This is a genomic window from Rathayibacter sp. PhB151 (assembly GCF_004366415.1).
Taxonomy (GTDB): Bacteria; Actinomycetota; Actinomycetes; order Actinomycetales; family Microbacteriaceae; genus Rathayibacter; species Rathayibacter festucae.
The window spans coordinates 25,110-50,096 of record NZ_SOEN01000008.1 but is presented as its reverse complement, the minus strand read 5'-3'; the positions used below and the strand labels follow the sequence as shown (position 1 = coordinate 50,096).

The window sequence follows — 24,987 nt, the reverse complement described above, 5'->3', positions numbered from 1 at the left end:
ACGCCCCTGCGGGGCCACTCGACCAGCGTCTTGCGCCGAGACGTCCTCGGACGGTCGAGGCGTCCCGGTACTGCTGGACGCCTCGACCGTTGCAGGACGCCTCGGCGGGGTGCACTCCATGCTGATCGAGTAGGCCGCGCAGCGGGCGTATCGAGATCCACCGGTGCCGAACGGGCGGTCTGCAGACCAGCCGTTTTGACGACCGTGGGTCTGCTGCGCCCCTCCGGGCCGCTCGACCAGCATGCAGGGGTCGCTGCACGTCTCGGCGGGGTGCTGCCAGACTCTCCGGCGTGGAGATCGTGGAGCTCGGTACCGGCGTGTTCGGCACCGCCGCGTTCCGGCACCTGCTGTGGCTCGCGGTGGAGGTCGACGAGGCGGCGATAGACGCGATCATCGTGGACGAGCTGCCGGGCCTCCGCGTTCAGGGCGCGGTGGAGGGCGGAGCCGTCACGGCATTCGTCGCCTACGAGGAGCGACCCGACGGGGTGCTGATCGACTACCTCGCCTCGGCCGAGTCGCAGCGCGGGACGGGGCTGGGCCGGGCACTCCTCGCGGAGATCGCCCACCTGCACCCGCACGCCGCGCTCCGCGCCCAGACCGACGACGACGCGATCGGCTTCTACCGGTCCCTCGGCTTCGCGGACTCGCCGGCGCCACCGGACCCGCGCTGGCCGGACCGACCCCGCTATGACTGCGTCCTCGCCGGGTGAGCTCCCTGCTGATCGAGCAGCCCGCGCAGCGGGCGTATCGAGATCCACCACCGTCAGAACGCGAGTCTGCAGACCCGCCCTGCTGATGACGGCGGGTCTCGAGACGCCCCTGCGGGGCCACTCGACCAGGGCGCTGCGGCGAGACGTCCTCGGACGGTCGAGGCGTCCCGGTGCTGCTGGACGCCTCGACGGTTGCAGGACGCCTCGGCGGGGTGCACTCCATGCTGATCGAGCAGGCCGCGTAGCGGGCGCATCGAGATCCACCGGTGCCTAACGGGTGGTCCGCAGACCAGCCGCCCTGACGACGGCCGGTCTCGCTGCGCCCCTCCGAGGCCGCTCGACCAGCGTGCGGTGTGCGGTGGGAGCGGTTTCCTGGGGCGGGTGTCGGAGGCGTGTGGCACCCTCCTCCGAGGAGTCCGCAGGCGGCGGACGGAGCGGAGCGGCATGATCGAGCTGGACCTGAGCGGACGGACGGCCCTGGTGACGGGGTCGGGGCAGGGCATCGGACTGGCGATCGCCGTCGGGCTGGCGCGCGCCGGCGCCGAGGTGGTCGTCAACGCGCGGTCGGAGCGATCGGTGCGGCGCGCGATCAAGGACGTGCGCGCGGCGGTGCCCGACGCCACCGTGCGCGGTGTGGCCGCCGACGTCTCCAGCGAGGCCGGGACGGCGAAGCTGCTCGAGTCCGTGCCGCGCGTGGACGTGCTGGTCAACAACCTCGGCATCTTCGGCAGCACCGAGCCGCTCGACATCACCGACGACGAGTGGCGCCGCTACTTCGAAGTCAACGTGCTCACCGGCGTCCGCCTCACCCGCGCCTACCTGCCCGCGATGACGGAGGCGGGCTGGGGCCGCGTCCTCTACATCGGCAGCGACTCCGCCGTCGTCACGCCGGCCGAGATGATCCACTACGGCGTCTCGAAGACCGCGCTGCTCGGCGTCTCCCGCGGCTTCGCGAAGGCCGCCGCCGGCACCGGCGTCACCGTCAACAGCGTGCTCGCCGGGCCGACCCACACCGGCGGCGTCGAGGACTTCGTCTACGAGCTCGTCGACCACTCCCTCCCCTGGGAGGAGGCGCAGCGCGAGTTCATGCGGCTGCACCGCCCGCAGTCGCTGCTCCAGCGCCTGATCGAGCCGGAGGAGATCGCCAACATGGTCGTCTACCTGTCATCGCCGCTCGCCTCGGCGACCACGGGCGCCGCGGTGCGGGTGGACGGCGGGTACATCGACGCGATCGTGCCGTGAGGTGCCGGGAGGTGCCGGGAGGTGCCGGGAGGCAGGGGCGTGAGCTGCGGCAGTGCCGGGCTCCCCTCCTCCGCCCACCGGCCCGGCCCCTCGACCCGGATCAGCACTCCCCGGATCGCCCTGCTTGAATGAGTCGATGACCTCCCGCGCCGACCACCTCGCCGACTTCGCCGAGTTCCTCACCGCCTCGCCCTCCTCCTTCCACGCCGCGGCGGAGACCGCGCGGCGGCTGGCGGCGGCGGGGTTCGACGCGGTCGACGAGACCGCCGCGTGGCCTGCCGAGCCCGGGCGCTACTTCGTCCTCCGCGACGGCGCGGTCATCGCCTGGCACGTCCCGGCCGGGGCCACCGCGGTGACGCCGTTCCGCATCCTCGGCGCGCACACCGACTCCCCCGGCTTCAAGCTCAAGCCCCGGCCGACGGTCGAGTCGAAGGGCTGGCTGCAGGCCGGTGTCGAGGTCTACGGCGGACCGCTGCTCAACTCCTGGCTCGACCGCGAGCTCGAGCTGGCCGGGCGGATCGTCACCTGCGACGGCGCCGAGGTGCTCGTGCGCACCGGGCCGTTCCTGCGCATCCCGCAGCTCGCGATCCACCTCGACCGCGAGGCGAACGACGGCCTGAAGCTCGACCGGCAGAAGCACACCGTCCCCGTCTACGGCCTGGGCGACGCGGACGGGAACGACCTGCTCGAGATCCTCGCGGCGAAGGCCGGGCTCGACGGCGCCGCCGACATCGCCGGTTACGACCTCATCACCGCGGACACCCAGCCGCCCGCTCGCTTCGGCCTCGACGACGCGCTCTTCGCGGCCGGGCGGATGGACGACCTCAGCTCGATGCACGCGGGGCTCGTGGCGCTGCTCGCGGCGAGCGGCGGGGATGCGGACTCGGACTCGAACGCGGAGCCGGGGCACATCAGCATGCTCGCCGCCTTCGACCACGAGGAGCTCGGCTCGGCCAGCCGCTCCGGAGCGAGCGGTCCCTTCCTCGAGGACGTGCTCACCCGCATCGGCGCCGCGCTCGGCGCGGGTGTCGACGAGCGCGCCCGCGCGATGGCGCGGTCCTGGTGCCTCTCCGCCGACGCCGGCCACTCCCTGCACCCGAACTACCCGGAGAAGCACGACCCGGTGAACCAGCCCGTCGCCGGCAAGGGCCCGCTGCTCAAGATCAACGCCTCGCAGCGATACGCGACCGACGCGCGCGGCGCCGCGCTCTGGGCCGGAGTGTGCGCGCGGGCCGGAGTGGAGTTCCAGGAGTTCGTCTCGAACAACACGGTCCCCTGCGGCTCCACGATCGGCCCGCTCACCGCGACCCGCCTCGGCATCTCGACCGTCGACGTCGGGGTCCCGCTGCTGTCGATGCACTCCGCGCGCGAGCTCGCCCACGTCGACGACCTCGTCGCCCTGACCCGCGCGATCGAGGCGTTCTTCGCCGCTGCCGACTGAGGCCGGCGGGTCGGCGGGCCGCCGTCTCGACGGGGCCGGATCTCGATACGCGCGCTGCGCGCGCTACTCGATCAGCAAGGAAGGGCGCTCCGCGCGCTACTCGATCAGCAGGGAGAGGCGCCCCGCGCGCTACCCGATCAGCAGGGAGAGGCGCCCCGCGCGCTACCCGATCAGCAGGGAGGGGCGCCCGAGCGCTGCTCGATCGGCAGGAGGGGGACTGCGCCCGCTGCTCGATCGGCATGCAAGGCGGCCTCTGCCTGATCATGCTGGTCGAGTAGCCCCGGAGGGGCGTCTCGAGACCCGCCGCCGCCGCGAGGGCGGCTCTGCAGACTCGACCTCTGATGCTGATGGCTCGCGCGACGCGCGCTGCTCGCCGCTCGATCAGCATGGGCCGAACCCCGCCCATTCGACGAGAAGTGTCGGTAAGGCTCGCGCAGAACAGCGTTTCTCGTCGAATGGACGCATCACCTCCGAGTGAGGACCGTCGCGGGCGGGCGATCAGCGGGCTCCCCAGGATCGCAACCCCCTTGTCGGGGTCCCCGGGTACGGGGTGGTCTGGGGCATGCGCGAAGTGAAGCTCGTCCGTCTCGTCAGCCGTCTCGAGAACGTCGCCGCCCTCGATCCGCTCGTCGACCGGGTCAAGAAGGTGGTCGACGCGGTCATCCGGCCGCAGCCCGTGCGAGACGTGCTGCACGGCGTCCCGATCGGGCACCCCGTGCATCCGCTGCTCGTGCTCGTGCCGACCGGCGCATGGGTGTCGGCGGCGGTCCTCGATCTGCTGCCCGGCAACGAGCGCGCGGCGCGCACCCTCGTCGGCCTGGGGATCGTCAGCGTGCTGCCCACCGCCGCCGCCGGCTACACCGACTGGTCCGAGCTGCACGAGCAGCAGAAGCGCGTCGGGCTCGTCCACGCGGCGGCCAACGTCGCCGGGACCGTCCTCTACACCGCGTCCTTCGTCCAGCGCGTGCGCGGGCGGCGCACCAGCGGGAAGGTGCTCAGCGCGCTCGGCCTCGCCGTCGTCTCCGGCGGCGGCTACCTCGGCGGCCACCTCAGCTACCGCCAGGCGGCCGGCGCGAATCACACCGAGGACGTGCCGCACCGCTTCCCGACCGGCTGGCAGCCCCTCGGCCCGCTCGCCGAGCTGCCGCAGAACTCCCCCGTGAAGAGGACCGTCGCCGAGACCCCGCTGCTCGCCGTCCGCCGCGGCGACCGCGTCGACGTGCTCTCGAACGTCTGCAGCCACCTCTCCGGACCCCTCGACGAGGGCGAGTTCCGCGGCACCGGCGCCGATGCCTGCATCACCTGCCCCTGGCACGCGAGCGCCTTCTCGCTCGAGACCGGCGAGGTCGTCCGCGGCCCCGCCACCTCGCCCCAGCCGCGCTTCGAGACGCGCGTCACCGACGGCCTGGTGGAGGTGCTGCTGCCGCACGCGGGGTGAGCGCGACCCCCGCGGCGCCACGGTGCCGGCGGAGCAGCAGTGTCCGGGCGCTTCCCGCCCACGCCGGACCGTCCCGTCGAGCGACCCTGGCCGAGGACTCCTCGCCGCGGTCGTCCCGAATGGACGCGCAACGGGCTTCGGCTGCGCTCAGACCCCGTCGTCCGTCCACTCGCGGGCGGGCACGCGGGCGACCGGACGCGAAGAGGGCTGTGGGACGTGCCACGAGCCCGTTCCGGGTCCACTCGCGCGCGAACCACGGCAGCTGCGGCGCTGGACGACGGCGGGTGCCCGACTCGGCGGTCAGCTCCGCTCCGCAGGTCCAGGCGCGCCTCCCCCGCTCCGCCGCTCCTCCGCCAGCGCTGCGAGCTGCTCGCGGCAGCGCGCCAGCAGCGCGTCCTTCTGCTGCTGCGGCTCCAGCGGGAACAGCTCGCCGGGGCGGGTCCAGTCGGCCGTGGCCGGGATCGCGGCCTCCTCGTCGATCCACTCGGAGAAGGCCGTCGTCAGGCGGTCGGCCTCAGCGCGGCGCCCGAGCGCCAGGAGCGCGCGGATCGCGGAGACCGTCTGCTCGTCATAGCGCGGCGCCGTCACGGCGTCGCCGGTCAGCCCGGCCGCCGCCTCCCAGTCGTCGGCGGCGCCCGCGTCGTCGCCGAGGCGCGCACGCGCGGCACCGCGGCGGAGCAGCAGCCCGGCGGGGACGGCCGACGGCGGGCGCTCCTCGCCGAGGCAGGCGGGCGGCGCGAGAGCGGCGCAGAGGAAGGTCAGCGCGTCGGCGGGCGACGACGCATCGGCGAGCGCGATCATCGTCGCGTCCCAGACCTCGAGCACACGCCCTTCGGGGATCCGGCTCCCGGGGCCCTCCCCCTCCCCGAGCACCCGGCCCAGCAGCAGGCCCTGAGCGCGACCCGCGCGGCCGTCGGCGACCAGCAGCGCCGCGTACTCCAGGGTCAGATCGTCGCGTTCGAGGACGAGTGCCTCGTTCTCCTCGAGGAGGGCGAGCCGCCCCTCGTGCCCGAGGAGCACCCGGAGCCGGTCGTACTCGACGAGGAGCTCTGCGTCGCCGGGGGCGAGGTGCCGCGCGCGCTCGAGGTAGGCGAGCCCCGCCTCGGCGTCGCCGTAGGCGGTGCAGGAGGCCGCTCCCAGCGCGCGCAGCGCGGCCACCCGCACCCACGCCCTCGGGTCGTGGGCGGCGGCGGTCCACGAGGCCGCGAAGGCGTCCTCGACCCGACCCACTGCGGCGTACCAGCCGCCGAGGAGGAAGCGGGCGGTGGTGTCCTCGGCGTCCGCCGCCTCCAGCGCCTCGACGTCCTCGAGGCGGACCGGGCGGCAGCCCTCGAGCGGCGCCTGCTGCGCGGTCCGCCGGGCGGCCCGCGCCTGGTCGGGCCGACCCTGCCGCTCGTGCAGCAGTGCGGCGTGGTAGTGCACCAGCGGCACCACCCCGGTCCGCTCGGAGGGCGTGCGCCGCGCGGCATCGGCTGCGAGCGCGAGGGCGAGCAGCCGCAGTGCGTCGTCCGGCAGGCCTGCGTCACGGTACTCCAGCGCGACGTCGAGCAGCGCGTCGGCGTCGGCGTCGAGCGGGCGGCCGGCGAGGTCGCGCGCCCAGTGGTCGAGCGGATCGCGCGCGAGCACGCTCTCGAGCAGCGCCCTCGACTGCTGCGCCCGCCGGCAGCGCCGGAGCACGACGGCGAGCAGGACCGTCGCCCGCGCGTGCTGCCCGTCGATCGCGCGCACCTCGCGCAGCACGGCCTCGGCCTCCTCGAGACGGTCCGCCGCCAGGAGGAGCCGCCCGAGCGCGACACCGGACGAGACGCGCCAGGCCCTCGCCCTCCGCGCCGTGCTCAGAGCCTCGAGCGCCTCCTCCGGCCGTCCCTGCCGGGCGAGGAGCTCGCCCAGCCGGTGGTGCGCCTCGCCGTCGGCCGGCACCACGCCCAGGGAGGTCAGCCGCTCGATCGCGGAGCGGAGGTGGCCCTCCGCCTCGTCGAAGCGGGCCGCGACGGCGAGCGACCGCGCGAGCGCGACATGGCAGCGGGTGTCGCCGGGGTCCCGCCAGACCGCCTCCTCCCAGTAGTGCTCGGGCGCGCATCCGGAGCGCGGGCGCTCCTCGAGGTGCAGGCCGAGGAGGAACAGCTCGTCGTTGGACGCGACGTCCTCCGGGGCGGGCGGAGGGGGCGGCGCCGCAGCGCTTCCCCTGGACGTTCCACTGGTACTGTCTGCGGGAATGGCAGCGCTGTCATCGAGCATGTCGCCCAGTCAAGATCAGATTCGGGGCCGGGACGGAGGACGGAAACCGTGGAACTTCTGGACGGAACGCTGATGCGGTGCGCACGGACGCCGAAGATCCTCGGCGCGGGCTTCCCGGGCGAGACGATGCACGTCCTGCCGCGACCCCGCGTGCGGGAGGCGCTGACGCAGCCGGGGACGTCGCACCTCCTGGTCACCGACTGCGGCCACTTCCCCGAGGCGCGCGGGCACGGGCGGGTGCGCACCAGCCCGATCGCGGACGCCGTCGTCCTGGTCTGCACCCGGGGCTCCGGCTGGTGCACGACGGCGGCGGGGACCTTCGCCGTGACCGCGGGGCAGATCGTCCTGCTGCCGCCCGGCGAGCCGCACGGCTACGGGTCCGACGCCGCCGACCCGTGGACGCTGTGGTGGCTGCACCTCGCCGGCAGCGATCTGCCCGAGTTCCTGCAGGCCGCGCGCGCGACGGTCGACGCGCCGGTGCGCACCCTGTCCGACGTCTACGCCGCGGTCGCGCTGATCTCGGCGGCGATCACGCACCTGGGCTGCGACTCGACGACGAACAGCCTGCTCGCCGCATCGGGCGCCGCCTGGCACCTGCTGGCGATCCTCGCCTCGGACCGCCCGCCCGGTGACGCGCGCAGCACCGCCCTCGACCGGGCCGCGCAGTTCCTCCACGACCACCCCGCGGAGCGGATCGAGGTGGCGGAGCTCGCCTCGATGGCCTGCCTGAGCCCGTCGCACTTCGCGGCCCTCTTCCGGCGCCGGTTCGGGATGCCGGTGCTGCAGTACCGGACCGAGCTGCGGATGGCGCGGGCCCGCGAGCTGCTCGACATGACGGAGCGGCCGATCGCCGAGGTGGCCGCCGCCGCCGGCTACGAGGACTCCTTCTACTTCGCCCGGCAGTTCAAGCGGATCCACGGCCTGACTCCGCACGCGTACCGGACGCGGAACTGAGCCGAGCGAAACCGAGCGGCGCGGAGGCTAGCGGCGCGGAGGCTAGCGGCGCGGAGGACAGCGTCGCGGGCCCGGACTCCCCGGACGCCAGGACGAGGCCGTTCAGCCGCCGCTGCAGCTCGACGTTCGACCAGCCCGGGTGCTGCGGTGCGGAGTTGGAGCCGACGAGCGTGCCCCAGTAGCCGAGGTCGATGCAGCGCTGGACGGCGTAGCCGGCGAGGACCTGACCGGCCGGCCCGTCCTCGAACTCCGCCTCCAGCGGCGTGTAGCCGATCCAGCCCTCGCCGACCACGGCGGGCACTCCGCGGCGGCGGGCCCAGGTCGCCACCGCGCGCAGCCGGACGTCGATCGCCTCCCGCATCGCGACCTCGTAGCGGCCGTAGTGCGAGGAGAGCCAGGCGTCCCAGGCGACCGGATCGACCCGGTCGTAGGCGTAGAACATGCTCGGGCTGATGCCGGTCGCCGCGAGCCGCCACGGTTCGACGGCGTGCGCCACGGCGTCGAACTCGGGCGCCCCCTCGCGCAGCAGCGACCTCAGCTCGGCGCTCGGGAACACCGGCGGCTCGGCCCGCACTCCCGCCCACTCCTCCAGCGCCGCGAGGACCCCGTAGACGTAGAAGTGCACGTGCGCGACCTGCGCGTTCTCCGGCACGGAGTCGAGGTCGAGGTACGGCGGGATCCCGTAGCAGACGGTCGACAGGACGTCCGGATGCTCCGCCTGCAGGATCTCCAGCGCGGCGGTCAGGTACGGCTTCTGCGCCCAGAAGGTGTCGAGCCCCTCCGCCGGCACCTCGCCGAGCCGGGACAGGTCGACCTCGTTGTGCACCTCGACGTAGGCGATGCGGTCGGCCAGCCCCTCGGCCTCGAGGAAGGCGATCAGCCGCGATTCGGCGCGGGCGAGAGCCTCGTGCCGCTCGGTCGGCGGGATCGCCGTCAGCATGTCGTACCAGGACGAGTCGCTGAGGAACGCGGGGCTCTGCTGGTACTCCCAGGAGGAGACGATGACGTGCACGTCGTGCGCGGCCGCCTGGCGGAACAGCTCGACCAGGCGCGCCCGCAGGTCGAGCACCGCGCCGCCGACGGCGTCGTACCAGCGCGTGCCCCGGCCGATGTCACCGCCCATGTTCGAGAAGCGCAGCTGCGAGGTGTCGATCGAGTGGTCGCCGAACAGCAGGAGCGGAGCCGCGCAGATCCGGACCGTGTTGCAGCCGCGCTCCACCGCCTCGTCGAACGCGCGCCCGAGGTCGTGGAAGGGCTCGCCCGGCATCGTCCGCGTGTACCAGGAGAAGTCCCAGAGCGAGAGGGTCAGCCGCGGCGGCAGGTGGGCGGGCGGAGGGGCTGATCGGGTCGCGCGGGTCATGCCGGGTGCTCCTTCGGGCCGGAACGGTGCTCCCACGCTAGGCCTCGTGCCGCCCGACCCACACGGGCGATCCTCCGGAGAAGACTGGAGGATTCGCTGATCATTCAAGAACCGCCAGTCACGACCAGTCTCTGCCACCTGGACGATGGGACGGTCGGCAGACCGGTGCGGTGCGAGCGCGCTGGTGCTCAGCCGCGCGGCGCCGCGACGGACCCGCCCGGGCGCCACGGCCCGCCGATGCGCTCCTGCAGCAGCGGCGCGGCCGGGTCGGCGAGGCGCGCGAGCAGCGCCTCCACCCCGCGGCGGCCGAGCGCGTGGCCCGGCGCGACGAGCAGGTCGAGCGCCGGATCCGCGAGGTCCGCGACGTCGGGGTCGGAGGCGAGCAGGACGATCGAGAGGTCCTCGGGCACCCGCACGCCGCGGTGGCGCAGCTCGTGCGCGAAGCCGACCGCGGCGCCGCCGTTGATCACCAGGACCGCTGTGGCCGCCTCCGGGTCGAGCGAGCGGGCCAGCGCGCGGCCGCCGGCCGGCGACTCCTCGCAGTGCAGGAGCGCGGCGGTCAGGCCGCGGGCCGCGGCCGCCCGCTCGAACGCCTCCCGGGTCCGCGCGTACGGGCCGAAGTCCGCGCCGCCCTCCGGCCCGAGCACGAGCGCGACCCGGCGGTGCCCGAGCGCGGTCAGGCGCTCGAGCGCCTCCTCGACCATGCCCTCGAAGTCGATGTCCACCCAGTCCAGCGACGAGGGGTCGCGGGTGCGGCCGAGCAGGGCGAACGGGGTGCCGGAGTCGCGCAGGACCGCCACCCGCTCGTCGTCCGAGGTCACCTGCATCAGCACGACGCCGTCGAGCAGCCCGTCGGCGCGCAGATCGGCGAGCTTCTCCGCGCCGCCGACCGTGGGCCAGAGCACGATCGAGTAGCCGCTCTCGGCGGCCGCCTCCGCGGCGCCGGCGAGGAACGTCGTCGCGGTGTTCAGCGGACGCGAGGGGACCAGCGGGTAGACGATCGCGATCATCATCGAGCGCCGGCGGGCCAGCGCGCGGGCGAGGGCGTGCGGGCGGTAGCCGAGCTCGCGCATCGCCTCCCGGACCCGCTCGGCCGTCTCCGGCGAGACCGGCTTGCTGGCGTTGACGACGAAGGAGACGGTCGCGATCGACACGCCGGCGCGGCGCGCGACGTCCTGCATGGTCGCCATCGCGCCTCCCTCCGCTCGACGCGCCCCGTCGCGGTTGACGCGGGGGCGCGGTGTCCCGCAGTCTAAGAGCACTCGCCGGTAAAGCGCTTAACCGCTGCATCGGCGCACTCGACACCTCCGACGAAGAAGGACCCTCCGTGACCACACCCGCCGCTCCCCTCCGCGTCCTCGTCTGGGGCGAGAACCGCCACGAGCAGATCGAGGAGAAGGTCCGCGCGATCTACCCCGACGGCATGCACACGACGATCGCCGCCGGCATCACCGAGAACCTCGGCGAGCGCGCGACCGTCTCGACCACCACGCTCGACGAGCCCGAGCACGGCCTCACCGAGGAGGTCCTCGCCGGCACCGACGTGCTGGTCTGGTGGGGCCACATGGCGCACGACGCCGTCGCCGACGAGATCGTCGAGCGCGTGCACCGCCACGTCCTCTCCGGCATGGGGCTCGTCGTCCTGCACTCCGGCCACTGGTCGAAGATCTTCGGGAAGCTGATGGGCACGACCTGCACGCTGCGCTGGCGCTCGGCCGAGGACCGCGAGATCGTCTGGACCGTCGATCCGACCCACCCCATCGCGCAGGGCGTGCCGCATCCCTTCACGATCCCGCAGCAGGAGATGTACGGCGAGTTCTTCGACGTCCCCGCGCCCGACGAGCTGGTCTTCCTCTCCACCTTCTCCGGCGGCGAGGTCTTCCGCTCCGGGATGACCTGGAAGCGCGGCCACGGCCGGATTTTCTTCTTCTCGCCCGGCGACCAGGACTTCCCCGTCTACCACCACGCCGACGTCCGCCGCGTGATCGCGAACGGCGTCGAGTGGGCGCGCTCCGACCGCCCCGAGCGCCGCCTGCCCGTGCTGCAGCGCTACGAGTCCGGCGAGTTCTTCGCCGGCGAGGACTACCGCGGGGCGCTCGTCCGATGACCGTCCGTCTCGTCCAGGTCGGAGCGGGCGCCATGGGGCGCGCGTGGATCCGCACCATCCGCGACCACCCCGACGCCGAGCTGGTCGGCCTCGTCGACCTCGATGTCGCGCTCGCCGAGCGGGCCGCCGAGGAGGAGGGGGTCGGGCCGATCGCGGTCGGCAGCTCCGTCGCCGAGGTCGCCGCGCGCTCCGGTGCCGACGCGGTCGTCAACGTGACCGTGCCGCGCGCGCACCTGCCGGTGAGCAGCGAGGCGCTCTTCGCCGGGCTGCCGGTGCTGTCGGAGAAGCCGATCGCGCCGACGATCGCCGAGTCGCTGATCCTCGCCGCGACGAGCGAGGTCGCCGGGCGGCTGCTGATGACCAGCCAGTCGCGGCGCTACTACCCCGCGATCGCCGCGTTCCGCGAGCAGGTCGCCGGGCTCGGGGAGCTGGGGACGGCGTCGGTGCTCTTCGCGAAGGCGCCGCACTTCGGCGGCTTCCGCGAGGAGATGCCGCACGTGCTGCTGGTGGACATGGCGATCCACGCCTTCGACGCGGCGCGCTACGTCCTGGACCGCGACCCGGTCGCCGTCTACTGCGAGGAGTACAACCCGGGCTGGAGCTGGTACGCCGACGGCGCCGCGGCGAGCGCCGTCTTCGAGTTCGCCGGCGGCGTCCGCTTCAGCTACACCGGCAGCTGGTGCGCCGACGGGCTCGAGACATCCTGGAACGGCGACTGGCGCGTGACCGGCGCGGGCGGCACCGCGCACTGGGACGGCGACGGCGCCCCCTCCTGGCATGCGCGCGAGTCGGAGGCGGTGCAGACCGCGACGCTCGAGCCCGGCCCGCAGGAGATAGCCGGCTCGCTCGCCGAGTTCGTGCGCGTGCTCGGGACCGGCGCCGTGCCCTCGGGCGAGGTGCACGCGAACGTGCGGAGCCTCGCGATGGTCGAGGCGGCGGTGCGCTCCTCCGAGACGGGCGCCCGCGTCCGGATCGACGACGTGCTGGAGGAGGGCTACGCCGAGGCGCTCGCGCTGGCGCGCGACGAGCGCGTGCGCGCCGCCCTGGCCGGCTGGGGCTCGGCGGCGGCGGGCCTCGCGGCCCGCTGATGCGGCGGGCGAGGGCGCGCCGGCCCATGCTGGTCGAGTAGCCGCGGCACGCGGCGTATCGAGACCCGGCGTCCTCAGCAGGAAGGGTCTGCAGACCACTGTTCTGACGCGGGTGGATCTCGATACGGCCGCTCCGCGGCCTACTCGATCAGCATGCACCTCCCCCACGTGCGGGTTGCATGCTGGTCGAGTAGCCGCGGCACGCGGCGTATCGAGACCCGGCGTCACCAGCAGGGCGGGTCCGCAGACTCCTCCTTCCGACCCCGCCGCCCCCGGGCGTTCGCCCGCCGGACACCTGCGCGCGCCGTCGCGTTCACCCGGAGAGGCCAGCGTGGGCGGGTTCCTTCGAAACCGCTCAGGAGACCCGTGCCCCGTCACTTCGCCCCCCGCCGCACCGCCGGCGCCGCGCTCACCCTCGTCCTCGCGAGCTGCACCGTCGGCGCCGCGCTGCCCGCCACCGCCGCCGGCGACTCCTTCTTCACCCGCGTCGCCACGGTGCCCGCGTACCTCAACGCCGCCGACCCGGCCGTCGACTCCGCCGTCGCCGAGATCTCCAGCGCCTCGCCCGACGGCCGCCTGGTCTACTCCACCGACTCCGCCGGCCAGCGGATCAACGTCCTCGACATCAGCGACCCGGATGCGCCGAAGCCCCTCGGCGGCGTCGGCGTCGGCGGCGAGCCCACCTCGGTCTACGCGACCGGCGAGTACGTGCTCGCGGTCGTCGACACCTCCGACGGCGACTTCGCGAACCCCTCGGGCCACGTCAGCGTCCTGCACGCCAGCGACCTCGCCCCGGTCGCGACGATCGAGCTCGGCGGCCAGCCCGACTCCATCGACGTCACCACCGCAGGCGACCTCGCCGTCATCGCGATCGAGAACCAGCGCGACGAGGAGTTCACGCCCGAGGGCGCCGAGGAGGGCGACCTCCCGCAGGCCCCCGCGGGCGAGCTCGTCATCATGGACCTCACCGCCGACCCGTCCGCCTGGGTCGCCGAGCACATCGCGCTCACCGGCCTCGCGGGCCTCGACACCCCGAGCGACCCGGAGCCCGAGTACGTCTCGATCAACCCCGCCGACACCGCCGTCGCGGTGACCCTGCAGGAGAACAACGCCGTCGCGATCCTCGACCTGGCCACCCGCACCGTCACCGCGTCCTACTCGGCCGGCACCGCCTCCGTCTCCGGGATCGACACCCTCGACGACGACCACATCGCGCTGACCGACTCGATCACCGACGTCCCGCGCGAGCCCGACGCGATCGGCTGGGTCGGCGACGACCACGTCGCGATCGCGAACGAGGGCGACTGGAAGGGCGGCACCCGCGGCTGGTCGATCCTCGACGCGGCCTCCGGCGCCGTGGTCTGGGACGCCGGCAACACCTTCGACCACCTCGCCGTCAGCCTCGGCCTCTACCCCGACAAGCGGTCCGACGCGAAGGGCTCCGAGCCGGAGGGACTGCTCTCGGCGACCTTCGACGGCGTGCCCTACGTCTTCGTCGGCGCAGAGCGCGCCAACTTCGTCGCGGTCTACGACGTCTCCGACCCCACCGCGCCCCGCCTCGTGCAGGCGCTGCCGTCCACGCCCGGCCCGGAGGGGCTGCTCGCCCTGCCCGAGCGCGACCTGCTGGTCGTCTCGAGCGAGACCGACGACGCCGAGGCCGCGGTCCGCGCGAGCGTGCAGCTCTACGCTCTCGGCGCCTCCTCCCCCGCCTTCCCGACCATCGCGTCGGCCGACGTCGACGGCTCGCCGCTGCCGTGGGGCGCGCTCTCGGGCCTCTCGGGCGACCCGGCCGCCGCGGATCGTCTCTACGCCGTGAGCGACAGCGCCTACGCGCCGAGCACGGTCTACTCCGTCGACACCTCGGTCGTCCCGGCGCTGATCGACTCCACGCTCACCGTGACGGAGGCGGGCGAGCCGGCCGCCCTCGACCTCGAGGGCATCGCCGCTCGCGAGGACGGCGGCTTCTGGGCCGTGACCGAGGGCGCGACCGGTCCCGAGAACGCGCTGCTGCGCCTGGACGCCTCCGCCGCCGTGCTCGAGCGCATCGCGCTCCCCGCCGAGCTGGGCGACGCGCTCGGCTCGCAGGGCTTCGAGGGCGTCACGATCGAGGCTGGCGAGGGCGGCGAGATCGTCTGGACCGCACTGCAGCGGGAGGCGTCGACCGACGCCGACGGGATCGTCCGGATCGGCCGCTATGACGTCGCTGCAGGCAGCTGGAGCTTCTTCGGCTACCCGCTGGAGGCGCCGTCCGGCGCCGAGGGCGACTGGAACGGCCTCTCCGAGATCACGCTGACGCCCGCCGGGACCCTCGCGGTCATCGAGCGCGACAAGCGCAACGGACCGGACGCGGCGCTCAAGGCCGTGTACACGGTGCCGCTGCCGACCGGCCCGGGCGCCGCGATCGGCGAGGAGCTCCCCGTGCTGGAGAAGACGCTCGCCGTCGACGTCCTGCCCGCGCTCGAGGCCGGCAACGGCTGGACGCAGGAGAAGCTCGAGGGCCTGGGCATCACCGGCTCCGGCGAGGTCTTCGCGGTCACCGACAACGACGGCGTCGACGACGCGAACGGCGAGACGGTGCTCGCGTCGCTCGGCTCCGCGGCCGACGTGTTCGGAGCGGCGGTGACGCCGACCCCGGTGCCGACGACCGAGCCGACCGCGGTGCCGACGGCCGGACCGACCGCAGTGCCCACGACCGAGCCGACCGCTGCGCCCACCGCACAGCCCACGGCCGGACCCACGTCGCAGCCCTCGGCCGCGCCGACGCATCCCGCCGGTGCCGTGCCGCCGCGGACGGGCTCCGGCTCCGGCTCGCTCGCCTCCACCGGCGTCGAGACCGGCTGGCTCTCGGCCGCCGCGCTGTCCCTCCTCGCCGGCGGAGCCCTCGTGCTCGGCCTCGCCCGGCGGCGCCGCACGGCGCGCTGACCGAAGCGGATCTCGATACGGCCGCTGCGCGGCCTACTCGATCAGCATGATTCCTCTGCTGGTCGAGGAGGCCGCGGCAGGCGGCCCCACATGCTGGTCGAGTAGCCGTGGCACGCGGCGTATCGAGACCGCCCTCACCAGCAGGGCGGGTCTGCGGACTCCGCTTCTGACGCCGGTGGATCTCGGTACGCCCGCTCCGCGGGCTACTCGATCAGCAGGAGTGCGCGGCCCCGCTCCCAGGAGCATCCGCACCCTTCCTGCGCCGACGGCGGGCCTCAGGCGAGCTCGGAGACGGTGCGCCGGATGACGCGGATCTCGCTGCCGTCGGAGAACAGCTCGGGTGAGCCGGCGCGGATCCGCTCCACGTCGTCGAAGACCGCCCGCAGGTGGGAGCGGAGGGCGACGACGGCCCCGTCGCCGTCGCCGCGCCCGATCGCGTCGACCACGGCCTCGTGCTGATCGATGAGGGCGTGGATCGGGCGCGCGTCGACGAGGCTGAGCCGGCGCGCGCGATCGAGATGGGCCTTCGCGGAGTTCACCGCGTTCCAGGCGCTGCCGTGGCCCGAGAGATCGAGCAGTCCGCGGTGGAAGTCCTCGTCGAGGCGGAAGAAGCGCTCGACGTCCTGCTCGGTGTCCGCCTCCCGCTGCTCGTCGAGGATGTCGCGCAGGGCCGCCAGCCCCGCCCGATCCGGTTCGCCGTGCTCGCCGACCTGCTGGAGGGAGGAGCACTCGATCGCCTCGCGGATGAACTGGGCCTCGGCGACCCGCTCAGGATCGACGCGCGAGACGAAGCTGCCGCGCTGCGGGAAGATCTGCACCAGGCCCTCCTCGCGCAGGAGGATCAGGCTCTCTCGGACCGGCGTCCGGGAGATGCCGAGCTCGGCGGAGAGCTCGTTCTCGGAGAGCGGGGAGCCCGGCTTGAGGTCGAGCGAGATGATGCGTCGCCGCAGGGCGTCGACCGTGCGATCGCGCGCCGATGCGGTCCTGATCGCGGGCTCGCTCCGTGTCGCCATCGTCCGAGTCTAATCGGCGTTGACACAACTGCCATGGCAGTGCTTGTATGGCAGTTGTCGGCCGCTGCAGATCCTCCGTGCCGCCGTTCCGACCCGCATGCAAAGGAGCACCGGATGTCTCAGCGATCCACCGCGTCGTCCTCGACGCAGACCCCCGATCAGAAGGGGGCGCGCACCACCAAGGACCTCGCCAAGGTCGCCGTCTCGGGCTGGCTCGGCACCGCGATGGAGTTCATGGACTTCCAGCTCTACTCGCTGGCCGCCGCCATCGTCTTCAACCGGATCTTCTTCCCCGAGTTCGATCCGGCGGTCGGCCTCATCGCGGCCATGGCCACCTACGGCGTCGGCTACGTCGCCCGGCTCCTCGGCGCGATCTACTTCGGCCGGATGGGCGACCGCATCGGCCGCAAGAAGGTGCTCTTCATCACGATCGCCCTGATGGGCGTCTCGACCACGCTGATCGGCGTCCTGCCCACCTATCAGCAGGTCGGGGTGCTCGCCCCGATCCTGCTGGTGTTCCTCCGCCTGCTGCAGGGCTTCGGCGCCGGCGCCGAGATCGCCGGAGCGACCGTGATGCTCGCCGAGTACGCCCCGGTCAAGAAGCGCGGACTGATCTCCTCGCTCGTCTCGCTCGGCACCAACTCCGGCACCCTGGCCGCCTCCGCCCTCTGGGCGGTCCTGGTCGCGACCCTCCCCGACGAGGACCTGATCACCTGGGGCTGGCGCGTGCCGTTCCTGGCCAGCTTCGTGCTGCTCATCCTCGCCGTCTGGATCCGGACCTCGCTCAAGGAGAGCCCCGTCTTCGAGCAGCGCGACGACCTCGTCGACGGCGTGGCGCTGACCAAGAAGCAGCTCGCCGAGCAGGCGCTCATCGCCGGCACCGGCAGCATCGAGACCGCGCTGAAGCAGAAGAAGGGGAAGGCGTTCCTGATCGCGCTCGGCCTGCGCTTCGGCCAGGCGGGCAACTCCGGCCTGATCCAGACCTTCCTGATCGGCTACATCGCCACGGTGATGCTCAGCGACAAGGCGATCGGCACGAGTGCGATCGTGATCGGCTCGCTCTTCGGCTTCGTCACCGTTCCCCTCGTCGGAATCCTGGGCGACCGCTTCGGCCGGCGCCCGCTCTACCTCTTCTTCACCTCGCTCACCATCCTGTTCGCGATCCCGATGATGCTGATGGTGACCAGCGGCGATCCCGTCCTGATGACGATCGGCATCGTGGTCGGCCTGAACATCGGCGTCCTCGCGCTCTTCTCGCTCGAGTCGGTGACGATGGCCGAGCTCTTCGGCTCCCGCACCCGCTTCACCCAGCTGGCGCTCGCCAAGGAGATCGGCGGCATCCTCACCACCGCCATCGGGCCGGTGCTGGCCGCGACCCTCACCGCCGTGACAGGGTCCTGGTGGCCGCTCGCCGCGATGGTGATCGGCTACTCCCTCGTGACGCTGGTCTCGGCGCTGCTGAGCCCCGAGGTCCGCGGACGCGACATGGTGCGACTGGAGGACGCGGTATGAGAGCCGTCGTGGTGCACGGCGCAGGAGATCTGCGCATCGACGAGCGGCCGGAGCCGGTCGCCGGACCCGGCCAGGTCGTGCTCGCGGTCGAGTGGGGCGGCGTCTGCGGATCCGATCTCAGCTACTGGAAGCACGGCTCCTCCGGGACCGCGCGCCTCGTGGACCCGCTCGTCCTCGGGCACGAGTTCGCCGGCCGCATCGCCGAGCTCGGCGAGGGCGTCGAGGGCTGGGAGATCGGGCAGGCCGTCACCGTCCACCCGTCCGAGCTCCTCGGCGACCCGGGCCTGCCCGAGCGGATCGCCGGCCGCACCAACCTGCACCCCGCGATCCGCTACTACGGCTCGGCGGCCTTCCGCCCTCACGCCGACGGCGGGTTCAGCGAGCGGAAGACGGTGCACGCCTACCAGCTCCGCGCACTGCCCGACGGCGTGGACACCCGGCACGGCGCACTCGCCGAGCCGCTGGCCGTGGCGATGCACGCGGTCCACCGCGCGGGCGACGTGCGGGGCAGGGACGTGGTCGTGAACGGAGCCGGCCCCATCGGCTCCCTCCTCATCGCCGCCCTCCGCCACGCCGGCGCCGGCCGCATCGTGGCCGCCGACCTGAGCGCGGCCTCGCTGGCGATCGCCCGTCGCATGGGCGCCGACGAGACGCGCGACGTCTCCGCCGGCGACGCCCTCCCCGAGGACTCCGAGCTCGTCTTCGAGGCCTCGGGAGCCCCGGCCGCGCTGGGCTCCGTCCTGCACGCGACCGCCCGCGGCGGCACCGTGGTGCAGGTCGGCAACCTGCCCGGCGCTCCGGCGCCCGCCGCGCTGGGCGATCTCGTCACCCGCGAGATCACCTGGATCGGCAGCTTCCGCTTCGTCGATGAGATCACGGACGCGGTCGTCGCGATGCGCGACGGCCTCGACCTCTCTCCCCTGATGACCCACGAGTTCGACCTGGACGACGCCGAGGAGGCGCTGCGGACCGCGGCGGACCCGGCGTCGGGCAGCAGCAAGGTGATGCTCCGCCTCGGCGGGCGTCGCACCGAGACGGAGGACGCTCCCGTGAAGAAGGTGGCACCGTGAAGATCACCGACGCCCGAGTGGTGGTCTCCTCCCCGGGGAGGAACTACGTGACGCTCGTCCTCGAGACCGAGGACGGGGTGATCGGTGTCGGCGACGCCACGCTCAACGGCCGCGAGCTCTCCGTCGCCTCCTACCTCGAGGACCACCTCTGCCCCCTCCTGATCGGCCGCGACGCGCGCCGCATCGAGGACACCTGGCAGTACTTCTACAAGGGCGCCTACTGGCGCCGCGGCCCGGTCACGATGACCGCTATCGCCGCCATCGACGTGGCGCTCTGGGACATCAAGGGCAAGGCCGCCGGGATGCCCGTCTACCAGCTGCTCGGCGGCGCGGCCCGCGACGGCGTGATGGTCTACGGCCACGCCAGCGGCTCGACGCTCGACGAGCTCGACGAGGACTTCCAGGACCACCTCGACCTCGGCTACAAGGCGATCCGCGCCCAGGCCGCGATCCCGGGCCTCGAGAAGACCTATGGCATCGCCCCGGCGGACGGGAAGCTCTACGAGCCCGCGAGCGGGAACGTGCCGCAGGAGGACTCGTGGGAGACGACCGCCTACCTCGACTTCGCGCCGACGATGATGGCGCACCTGCGCGAGGAGTTCGGCTACGGCGTGCACCTGCTGCACGACGTGCACCACCGCCTCTCCCCCATCGAGGCGGGTCGCCTCGGCGCCGCGGTCGAGCCCTACCGTCCCTTCTGGATCGAGGACCCGACCCCGGCCGAGGACCAGTCGGCCTTCCGCCTGATCCGCAGCCACACCACCACGCCCCTCGCGGTCGGTGAGATCTTCAATTCGATCTGGGACTGCCAGCAGCTGATCACCGAGCGGTTGATCGACTACATCCGCACCTCGGTGTCCCACGCCGGCGGCATCACCCACCTCCGCCGGATCTTCTCGCTGGCCGACCTGTACGGCGTGCGCTCCGGATCGCACGGCGCGGGCGACCTGTCGCCGATCGCGATGTCGGCCGCTCTGCACGTCGATCTGAGCATCCCGAACTTCGGGATCCAGGAGTACATGGGCCACCGCGATCCGGTCGACGAGGTGTTCCGCTCCAGCTACCGCTTCGACGACGGCTACATGCACCCGGGCGACGCGCCCGGCCTGGGCGTCGAGTTCGACGAGGAGGCCGCACAGCGCTTCCCGTACGACCCGAAGTACCTGCCGGTGAACCGCCGGCTCGACGGATCGGTGCACGACTGGTGAGCGCCGTCGACAGCACTCCCGCCTTCGACGTCGTCGCGATCGGCGAGGTCCTCGTCGAGGTCGCCACCGAGAGCGCCTTCGGACACGGCGTCCCCGCGCTGCTCGGGATCTCCGGTGACGCGCTGAACGTCGCCGCGTCCGCCGCCGCCGCCGGCGCCCGGGTGGGCCTGCTCGCCGTGCTGACCGACGACGAGCTCGGCCGCGCGATCGCCGACCGGGTCCGGGCGCTCGGGATCTCCCCCGATCTGCTCCGCTTCCGCCGCGGCCAGCAGGGCGTGTACCTCGTGCACAGCGACCCCGACGGCGAGCGCGAGTTCTCCTACGCCCGCTCAGGCAGCGTCGGCTCGACGCTCTCGATCGGCGACGTCGACGACGACGTGCTCCGCTTCGCCGGAGCGGTCGTCGCCAGCGGCATCGCCTGCGCGATCTCGGAGTCCTCCCGCTCGCTCGTGCTGCACGCCGCCGAGGTCTCCGGCCGGTTCGTCTACGACCCGAACCACCGCCCCCGGCTCATCGACGCCGCCGACGCCGCGGCCGACCTGCGGAGGATCGCCGCCTCGGCCGCGCTCGTCACCCCCTCCTTCCCCGGCGAGACCACGGCTCTGCTCGACGCCGTCACCGCGGCCGAGGCCGCGCGCGCGCTGCTCGCCCTCGGCGCGGGCGTCGTCGCCGTCACCTGCGGCTCGAAGGGCGTCCACGTCGAGTCGGCCGACGAGTCGTTCTGGGTCGACGCCGTCCCCGCTCCGCTCGTCGTCGACCAGACGGGCGCCGGCGACGCCTTCGTGGGCACCCTCACCGCCCGCATCGTCCTCGGCGACTCCCTCGCCGAGGCCACCGCACTCGCCGCGGCCGCCGCATCCCTCGTCGTCGGGGGCCGCGGCGGGACCGGCCTCGTCCCGACCCTGGAGCAGACCAGGACGCACGCGGGAGCGAGAGCATGACCCGCCTGTCCCTCGCGGCGCTGTCCGCCGCCGGCCTCGGCCCGTCGATCCCGCGCGAGCGGCTCGAGCCGGGGATCGTCCACCTGGGCCTCGGCGCCTTCGCCCGCGCGCACACCGCCGTCTTCACCGAGGACGCCGTCCTCCGGACCGGGGACACTCGATGGGGCATCACCGGAGTGACGCAGACCTCCGACACCGTCGTGCGGCAGCTGTCGCCGCAGGACGGGCTCTACACCGTCGTCGAGCGCGGCGAGGGATCCCGGCCTCCTCGGATCGTCTCCGCCGTCACCGGTGTCCTCGCCGGGCGGAGCGACTCCACGGCGGTCGTCGACCGGATCGCCGATCCGAGGACGGCGGTCGTCACGCTGACCGTCACCGAGAAGGGCTACCGGATCCGCCCCGAGACGGGCGGGCTCGACAGCGACGACCCGGACGTGCGGGCCGACCTCTCGGGACGGCCGCCGGTCACCGCCGTGGGCCAGATCACCCGCGGCCTGCAGAGGCGCCTCCGCGACGACCTCGGCCCGGTCTCGGTCGTGTCCTGCGACAACCTGCCGGCGAACGGCGCCCTCACCCGCGCCCTCGTCCTCGACTTCGCTGCAGCGCTGCCGTCCGGCGAGTCGGCCCCGCTGCACGAGTGGATCTCGGAGCGCGTCCGCTTCCCGAGCACGATGGTGGACCGGATGGTGCCCGCCACGACTCCGGCGGACCTCGACGCGATCGAGCGCGCGACGGGCCTGCGCGACGAGGGCGGCGTGGTCGCCGAGCCCTTCGGGCAGTGGGTGCTCGAGGACGACTTCGCCGCCGGCCGCCCCGCGTGGGAGTCGGCCGGCGCGCTCCTCACGAGCGACGTCGAGCCGTGGGAGTCGGCCAAGCTGCGGCTGCTCAACGCCAGCCACTCGCTCCTCGCCTACCTCGGGCTCGCCGCCGACCTGACGACGATCGCCGAGACCGTCGACGACCCCGCCTTCCGCCGGGCCGCGGAGAGCATGATGGCGGAGGACGCGCTGCCGACCATCGCTCTCCCCGCCGATCTCGACGGTCCGGCCTACTCGGAGTCGGTGCTCCGGCGCTTCGCGAACCCCGCTCTCGGGCACACGACGGCCAAGGTCGCGTCCGACGGGTCGCAGAAGATCCCGCTGCGGCTGCTGAGCACCGTCCGGGCCTCGCTCGCCGCCGGCCGCGAGCCGCGCTGGGCCGCCCTGGGTGTCGCCGCCTGGCTGCACCACGTGGCGACCGCGTCCGCGATCTCCGACCCCTGGGCGGCGGAGCTCACGGCGCTCCTGCCCGACGACCGCTCGTCGACGGCGGTCGTGCCGGCGCTTCTGCGCTCCCGCAAGGTCTTCGGACCCGACCTCGCCGAGAACGCCGTGTTCACCGCCCTGCTCACCGACTGGTACCGGATCCTCGATCGGCACGGCGCCCGAGGCCTCAGAGAAGAGATCGCCGCATGACCACAGCACTGGACGTGATGCGGGTCTCGCCCGTCATCCCCGTCGTCACCCTCCTGGACCCCGAGACCGCCGTCCCCGTCGCGCGGGCGCTGCTCGCGGGCGGCGTGGGGCTGATCGAGCTCACGCTCCGCACCGAGACCGCCCTCGAGTCGCTGGCGCTGATCGCGGCGGACGTGCCCGAGATGCTCCTCGGCGCCGGCACCGTCCTCTCGGCCGCGCAGGCCGATGCCGCGCTGGCGGCGGGGGCGCAGTTCCTCGTGAGTCCCGGACTCACCCGGACGCTCCACCGCCACTTCCGCACGCTCGGGATCCCCGTGCTGCCTGGGGTCTCGACGGTGGGCGAGGTGATGACGGCGCTCGAGGAGGGGGCGACCGAGCTGAAGTTCTTCCCGGCGGGGCCGGCCGGCGGGGCTCCCTACCTGGCCGCCCTCGGCGCACCGATCCCGCACGCGACCTTCTGCCCGACCGGAGGGATCTCGGTCGAGAACGCCGGCGACTACCTGTCGCTGCCGAACGTCGCCTGCGTCGGCGGGAGCTGGCTCACGCCGCAGTCCGCGATCGATGCTCAGGACTGGGACCGGATCACGGCGATCAGCGCGGCGGCCGCCGCACTCGCCCCGTCCGCAGGCTAGGGGCGCCGCACCTCCGGGTACAGCACCTCGATCGGCGCGGCCAGGCCCGCCTTGACCTGCGCGCTGAGCTCGTCGGCGACGATCTCGACGGCGCCGTTCTCGACGCCGTCGAGGACCGCGTCGACGAGGTCGGCGGGCGCCAGCTTGGGATCGTCGCTATGGGCCGCCATCGCGGTGTCGACGTAGCCGACGTGCACGCCGGTGACGAGCACTCCGCGAGGGGCGAGCTCGAGGCGGAGCGAGTTCGTCGCCGACCAGAGGGCGGCCTTCGACGCGCTGTACGCGCCGCCGAAGGCGTACCAGCTCGCGACCGAGTGCATGTCGATGAGCACGGCGTCCGCGGCGGCGACGAGCAGCGGGGCGAACGCCCGGGCGACCAGCAGCGGAGCGAAGAAGTTGATCTCCATCGTCCGGCGGAGGTCCTCCTCCGTCACCTCGAGGACGCTCGCCGTCGCGGGCAGACCGCCCGCGTTGTTGATCAGAACCGTGACGTCGGAGGCCGCGGCGACCGCCACCGCGATCGAGGCGGAGTCGGTGACGTCGAGGGTCAGGGGGACGACGCGGTCGTCGTCCCACTCGCGAGGGCTGCGCGCGGAGGCGTACACCTTCGCGGCACCGCGGGCCAGCGCGGCGTGCACGAAGGCCGAGCCGATACCGCCGTTCGCTCCGGTGACGAGGACGACGGACTGGGAGAGGGGGGGCACGGGGTTCTTCTTCCTGAGGGGTGAGCGGGAGGAGTGAGCGGGAGGAGTGGGAGCTACTTCGGGAGGTTCGACCGCAGGGCAGCCGCGAGGACCCGGTCGAGGACGCGGTCCGGCAGGATGCGTGCCAGGCGCGTGAGCACCGCGGCGTCGCGGCCGATCGTGTAGCGGGTCCGCGGCCGGGCGTCGGTGGCCGCGGCCACGATGACCTGCGCCGCCTGCGAGGCGTCACGACCGGTGCGGAGGAACCCCTCGGACTGGGCGAGGATCGCCTGCATCAGGCCGCCGTACCGGCGCTCCTGCTCCGGGGTCATGCCGCCGACCAGCTTCCTCGCCGTCACTCCTCCGCGACCGACCATCTCGGTCCGGACCGCTCCCGGCTCGACGATCGCCACGGTGACGCCGTGCGGCGCGACTTCGCGGCGGAGCGCGTCGCTGACCGCCTCGAGCGCGAACTTCGATCCGGAGTAGGCGCCGTAGGTCGGCTGCGCCAGCCGGCCGCCGAGCGAGCTCATCATGACGACGCGCCCTCGGCTGCGCAGCAGCGCCGGCAGCAGAGCCTGGGTCACCTCGATGTGGCCGAAGAAGTTCACGTCGAACTGCCGGCGCCACTCGGCCATCGGGAGCACCTCGACCGGGGCGTTCACGGCGATGCCCGCGTTGTTGATCAGGGCGCGGAGGGGGCGGCCGTCGGCCCGCACGAGGGCTGCGAGGCCGGCGACCTGCTCGGGCACGGTGATGTCGATGATCACGGGGCGGACCCGTGCCGACGCCAGCTGCTCCCCGTCGGCCTCGCGGCGGACGCCGGCGAGGACGTGGTGGCCGCGGGCGGCGAGCTCGCGGACGGTCGCGGCCCCCATCCCGGTGGAGGCGCCGGTGACGACGATGAGCTCTGATTCAGGTGACGATGTCATCTCAACAAGGTAGCACTCCGGTTGACGTTGTCAACTGTAGAA

At 73.5% G+C, this 24,987-nt stretch carries 20 protein-coding genes; 14 read left to right on the top strand and 6 right to left on the bottom strand.

Annotated features, from left to right (window positions below; translation table 11 throughout):
- Positions 1-290: 290 nt before the first annotated feature.
- From EDF35_RS13990 to EDF35_RS13975, 4 genes are all read left to right on the top strand, one after another.
- Positions 291-710 carry a GNAT family N-acetyltransferase gene (locus EDF35_RS13990; protein ID WP_123706441.1) on the top strand — a complete coding sequence of 140 codons (420 nt, stop codon included), beginning with the start codon at positions 291-293 and terminating at the stop codon, positions 708-710.
- A 447-nt stretch (positions 711-1,157) separates the two neighbouring features.
- The gene (locus EDF35_RS13985) at positions 1,158-1,952 is read left to right on the top strand and encodes an SDR family oxidoreductase (RefSeq protein ID WP_123706525.1); all 795 of its coding nucleotides are present in this window, start codon (positions 1,158-1,160) and stop codon (positions 1,950-1,952) included.
- Positions 1,953-2,088: 136 nt separating this feature from the next.
- Entirely contained in the window at positions 2,089-3,393 is a 1,305-nt protein-coding gene (locus EDF35_RS13980) for a M18 family aminopeptidase (RefSeq protein WP_133962791.1), read from the top strand.
- A 562-nt stretch (positions 3,394-3,955) separates the two neighbouring features.
- Positions 3,956-4,831, top strand: a complete 876-nt coding sequence (locus EDF35_RS13975) for a Rieske 2Fe-2S domain-containing protein (protein WP_123732869.1) — start codon at positions 3,956-3,958, stop codon at positions 4,829-4,831.
- A 300-nt stretch (positions 4,832-5,131) separates the two neighbouring features.
- Here EDF35_RS13975 and EDF35_RS13970 read toward each other — a convergent pair whose 3' ends face one another.
- A complete protein-coding gene (locus EDF35_RS13970) occupies positions 5,132-7,069 on the bottom strand; it encodes a tetratricopeptide repeat protein (protein WP_166674117.1) in 1,938 nt (645 codons plus the stop codon).
- Between the two features lie 48 nt (positions 7,070-7,117).
- On the opposite strand from EDF35_RS13970, the gene EDF35_RS13965 reads away from it, so the two are divergent.
- Positions 7,118-8,023 (top strand): AraC family transcriptional regulator, encoded by a 906-nt coding sequence (locus tag EDF35_RS13965; protein ID WP_166674116.1) that lies wholly within the window; start codon positions 7,118-7,120, stop codon positions 8,021-8,023.
- Here EDF35_RS13965 and EDF35_RS13960 read toward each other — a convergent pair.
- Positions 7,974-9,383: a cellulase-like family protein gene (locus EDF35_RS13960; protein ID WP_133962788.1), complete on the bottom strand. Its 1,410-nt coding sequence runs from the start codon at positions 9,381-9,383 to the stop codon at positions 7,974-7,976. The genes EDF35_RS13965 and EDF35_RS13960 overlap by 50 nt on opposite strands.
- 188 nt (positions 9,384-9,571) lie before the next feature.
- Positions 9,572-10,573, bottom strand: coding sequence for a LacI family DNA-binding transcriptional regulator (locus EDF35_RS13955; RefSeq protein ID WP_133962787.1), 1,002 nt, complete (start codon positions 10,571-10,573; stop codon positions 9,572-9,574).
- Between the two features lie 137 nt (positions 10,574-10,710).
- Here EDF35_RS13955 and EDF35_RS13950 point away from each other — a divergent pair, with 137 nt between their 5' ends.
- The 3 genes from EDF35_RS13950 to EDF35_RS13940 all read left to right on the top strand — a co-directional run bounded on the left by EDF35_RS13950 (position 10,711) and on the right by EDF35_RS13940 (position 15,500).
- Complete coding sequence (locus tag EDF35_RS13950; RefSeq protein ID WP_133962786.1) at positions 10,711-11,490, top strand: ThuA domain-containing protein; 780 nt, start codon at positions 10,711-10,713, stop codon at positions 11,488-11,490.
- On the top strand, positions 11,487-12,578 hold the full coding sequence (locus EDF35_RS13945) for a Gfo/Idh/MocA family oxidoreductase (protein WP_133962785.1): 1,092 nt from the start codon (positions 11,487-11,489) through the stop codon (positions 12,576-12,578). The genes EDF35_RS13950 and EDF35_RS13945 overlap by 4 nt, the downstream gene beginning before the upstream one ends.
- Before the next feature lie 366 nt (positions 12,579-12,944).
- Positions 12,945-15,500 carry an esterase-like activity of phytase family protein gene (locus EDF35_RS13940; protein ID WP_243839988.1) on the top strand — a complete coding sequence of 852 codons (2,556 nt, stop codon included), beginning with the start codon at positions 12,945-12,947 and terminating at the stop codon, positions 15,498-15,500.
- Between the two features lie 275 nt (positions 15,501-15,775).
- Here EDF35_RS13940 and EDF35_RS13935 read toward each other — a convergent pair whose 3' ends face one another.
- Positions 15,776-16,513 (bottom strand): GntR family transcriptional regulator, encoded by a 738-nt coding sequence (locus EDF35_RS13935; RefSeq protein ID WP_123706431.1) that lies wholly within the window; start codon positions 16,511-16,513, stop codon positions 15,776-15,778.
- A 114-nt stretch (positions 16,514-16,627) separates the two neighbouring features.
- On the opposite strand from EDF35_RS13935, the gene EDF35_RS13930 reads away from it, so the two are divergent.
- The 6 genes from EDF35_RS13930 to eda are packed head-to-tail and all read left to right on the top strand — an operon-like array spanning position 16,628 to position 23,330.
- Positions 16,628-18,025: an MFS transporter gene (locus EDF35_RS13930; RefSeq protein WP_133962783.1), complete on the top strand. Its 1,398-nt coding sequence runs from the start codon at positions 16,628-16,630 to the stop codon at positions 18,023-18,025.
- Positions 18,022-19,095: an L-idonate 5-dehydrogenase gene (locus tag EDF35_RS13925; RefSeq protein WP_123706429.1), complete on the top strand. Its 1,074-nt coding sequence runs from the start codon at positions 18,022-18,024 to the stop codon at positions 19,093-19,095. The genes EDF35_RS13930 and EDF35_RS13925 overlap by 4 nt, the downstream gene beginning before the upstream one ends.
- A complete protein-coding gene (manD, locus tag EDF35_RS13920) occupies positions 19,092-20,303 on the top strand; it encodes a D-mannonate dehydratase ManD (RefSeq protein ID WP_133962782.1) in 1,212 nt (403 codons plus the stop codon). The genes EDF35_RS13925 and manD overlap by 4 nt, the downstream gene beginning before the upstream one ends.
- Positions 20,300-21,244, top strand: coding sequence for a PfkB family carbohydrate kinase (locus tag EDF35_RS13915; RefSeq protein WP_243839987.1), 945 nt, complete (start codon positions 20,300-20,302; stop codon positions 21,242-21,244). Before manD ends, EDF35_RS13915 begins: the two co-directional genes overlap by 4 nt.
- The gene (locus tag EDF35_RS13910) at positions 21,241-22,698 is read left to right on the top strand and encodes a mannitol dehydrogenase family protein (RefSeq protein ID WP_133962781.1); all 1,458 of its coding nucleotides are present in this window, start codon (positions 21,241-21,243) and stop codon (positions 22,696-22,698) included. Before EDF35_RS13915 ends, EDF35_RS13910 begins: the two co-directional genes overlap by 4 nt.
- Positions 22,695-23,330, top strand: a complete 636-nt coding sequence (gene eda, locus EDF35_RS13905) for a bifunctional 4-hydroxy-2-oxoglutarate aldolase/2-dehydro-3-deoxy-phosphogluconate aldolase (RefSeq protein ID WP_123706426.1) — start codon at positions 22,695-22,697, stop codon at positions 23,328-23,330. Before EDF35_RS13910 ends, eda begins: the two co-directional genes overlap by 4 nt.
- Here eda and EDF35_RS13900 read toward each other — a convergent pair.
- Positions 23,327-24,034, bottom strand: a complete 708-nt coding sequence (locus EDF35_RS13900) for an SDR family oxidoreductase (protein WP_133962780.1) — start codon at positions 24,032-24,034, stop codon at positions 23,327-23,329. The two genes, eda and EDF35_RS13900, sit on opposite strands and share 4 nt — an antisense overlap.
- Before the next feature lie 53 nt (positions 24,035-24,087).
- Positions 24,088-24,945 carry an SDR family NAD(P)-dependent oxidoreductase gene (locus tag EDF35_RS13895; RefSeq protein WP_133962779.1) on the bottom strand — a complete coding sequence of 286 codons (858 nt, stop codon included), beginning with the start codon at positions 24,943-24,945 and terminating at the stop codon, positions 24,088-24,090.
- Positions 24,946-24,987: the final 42 nt, after the last annotated feature.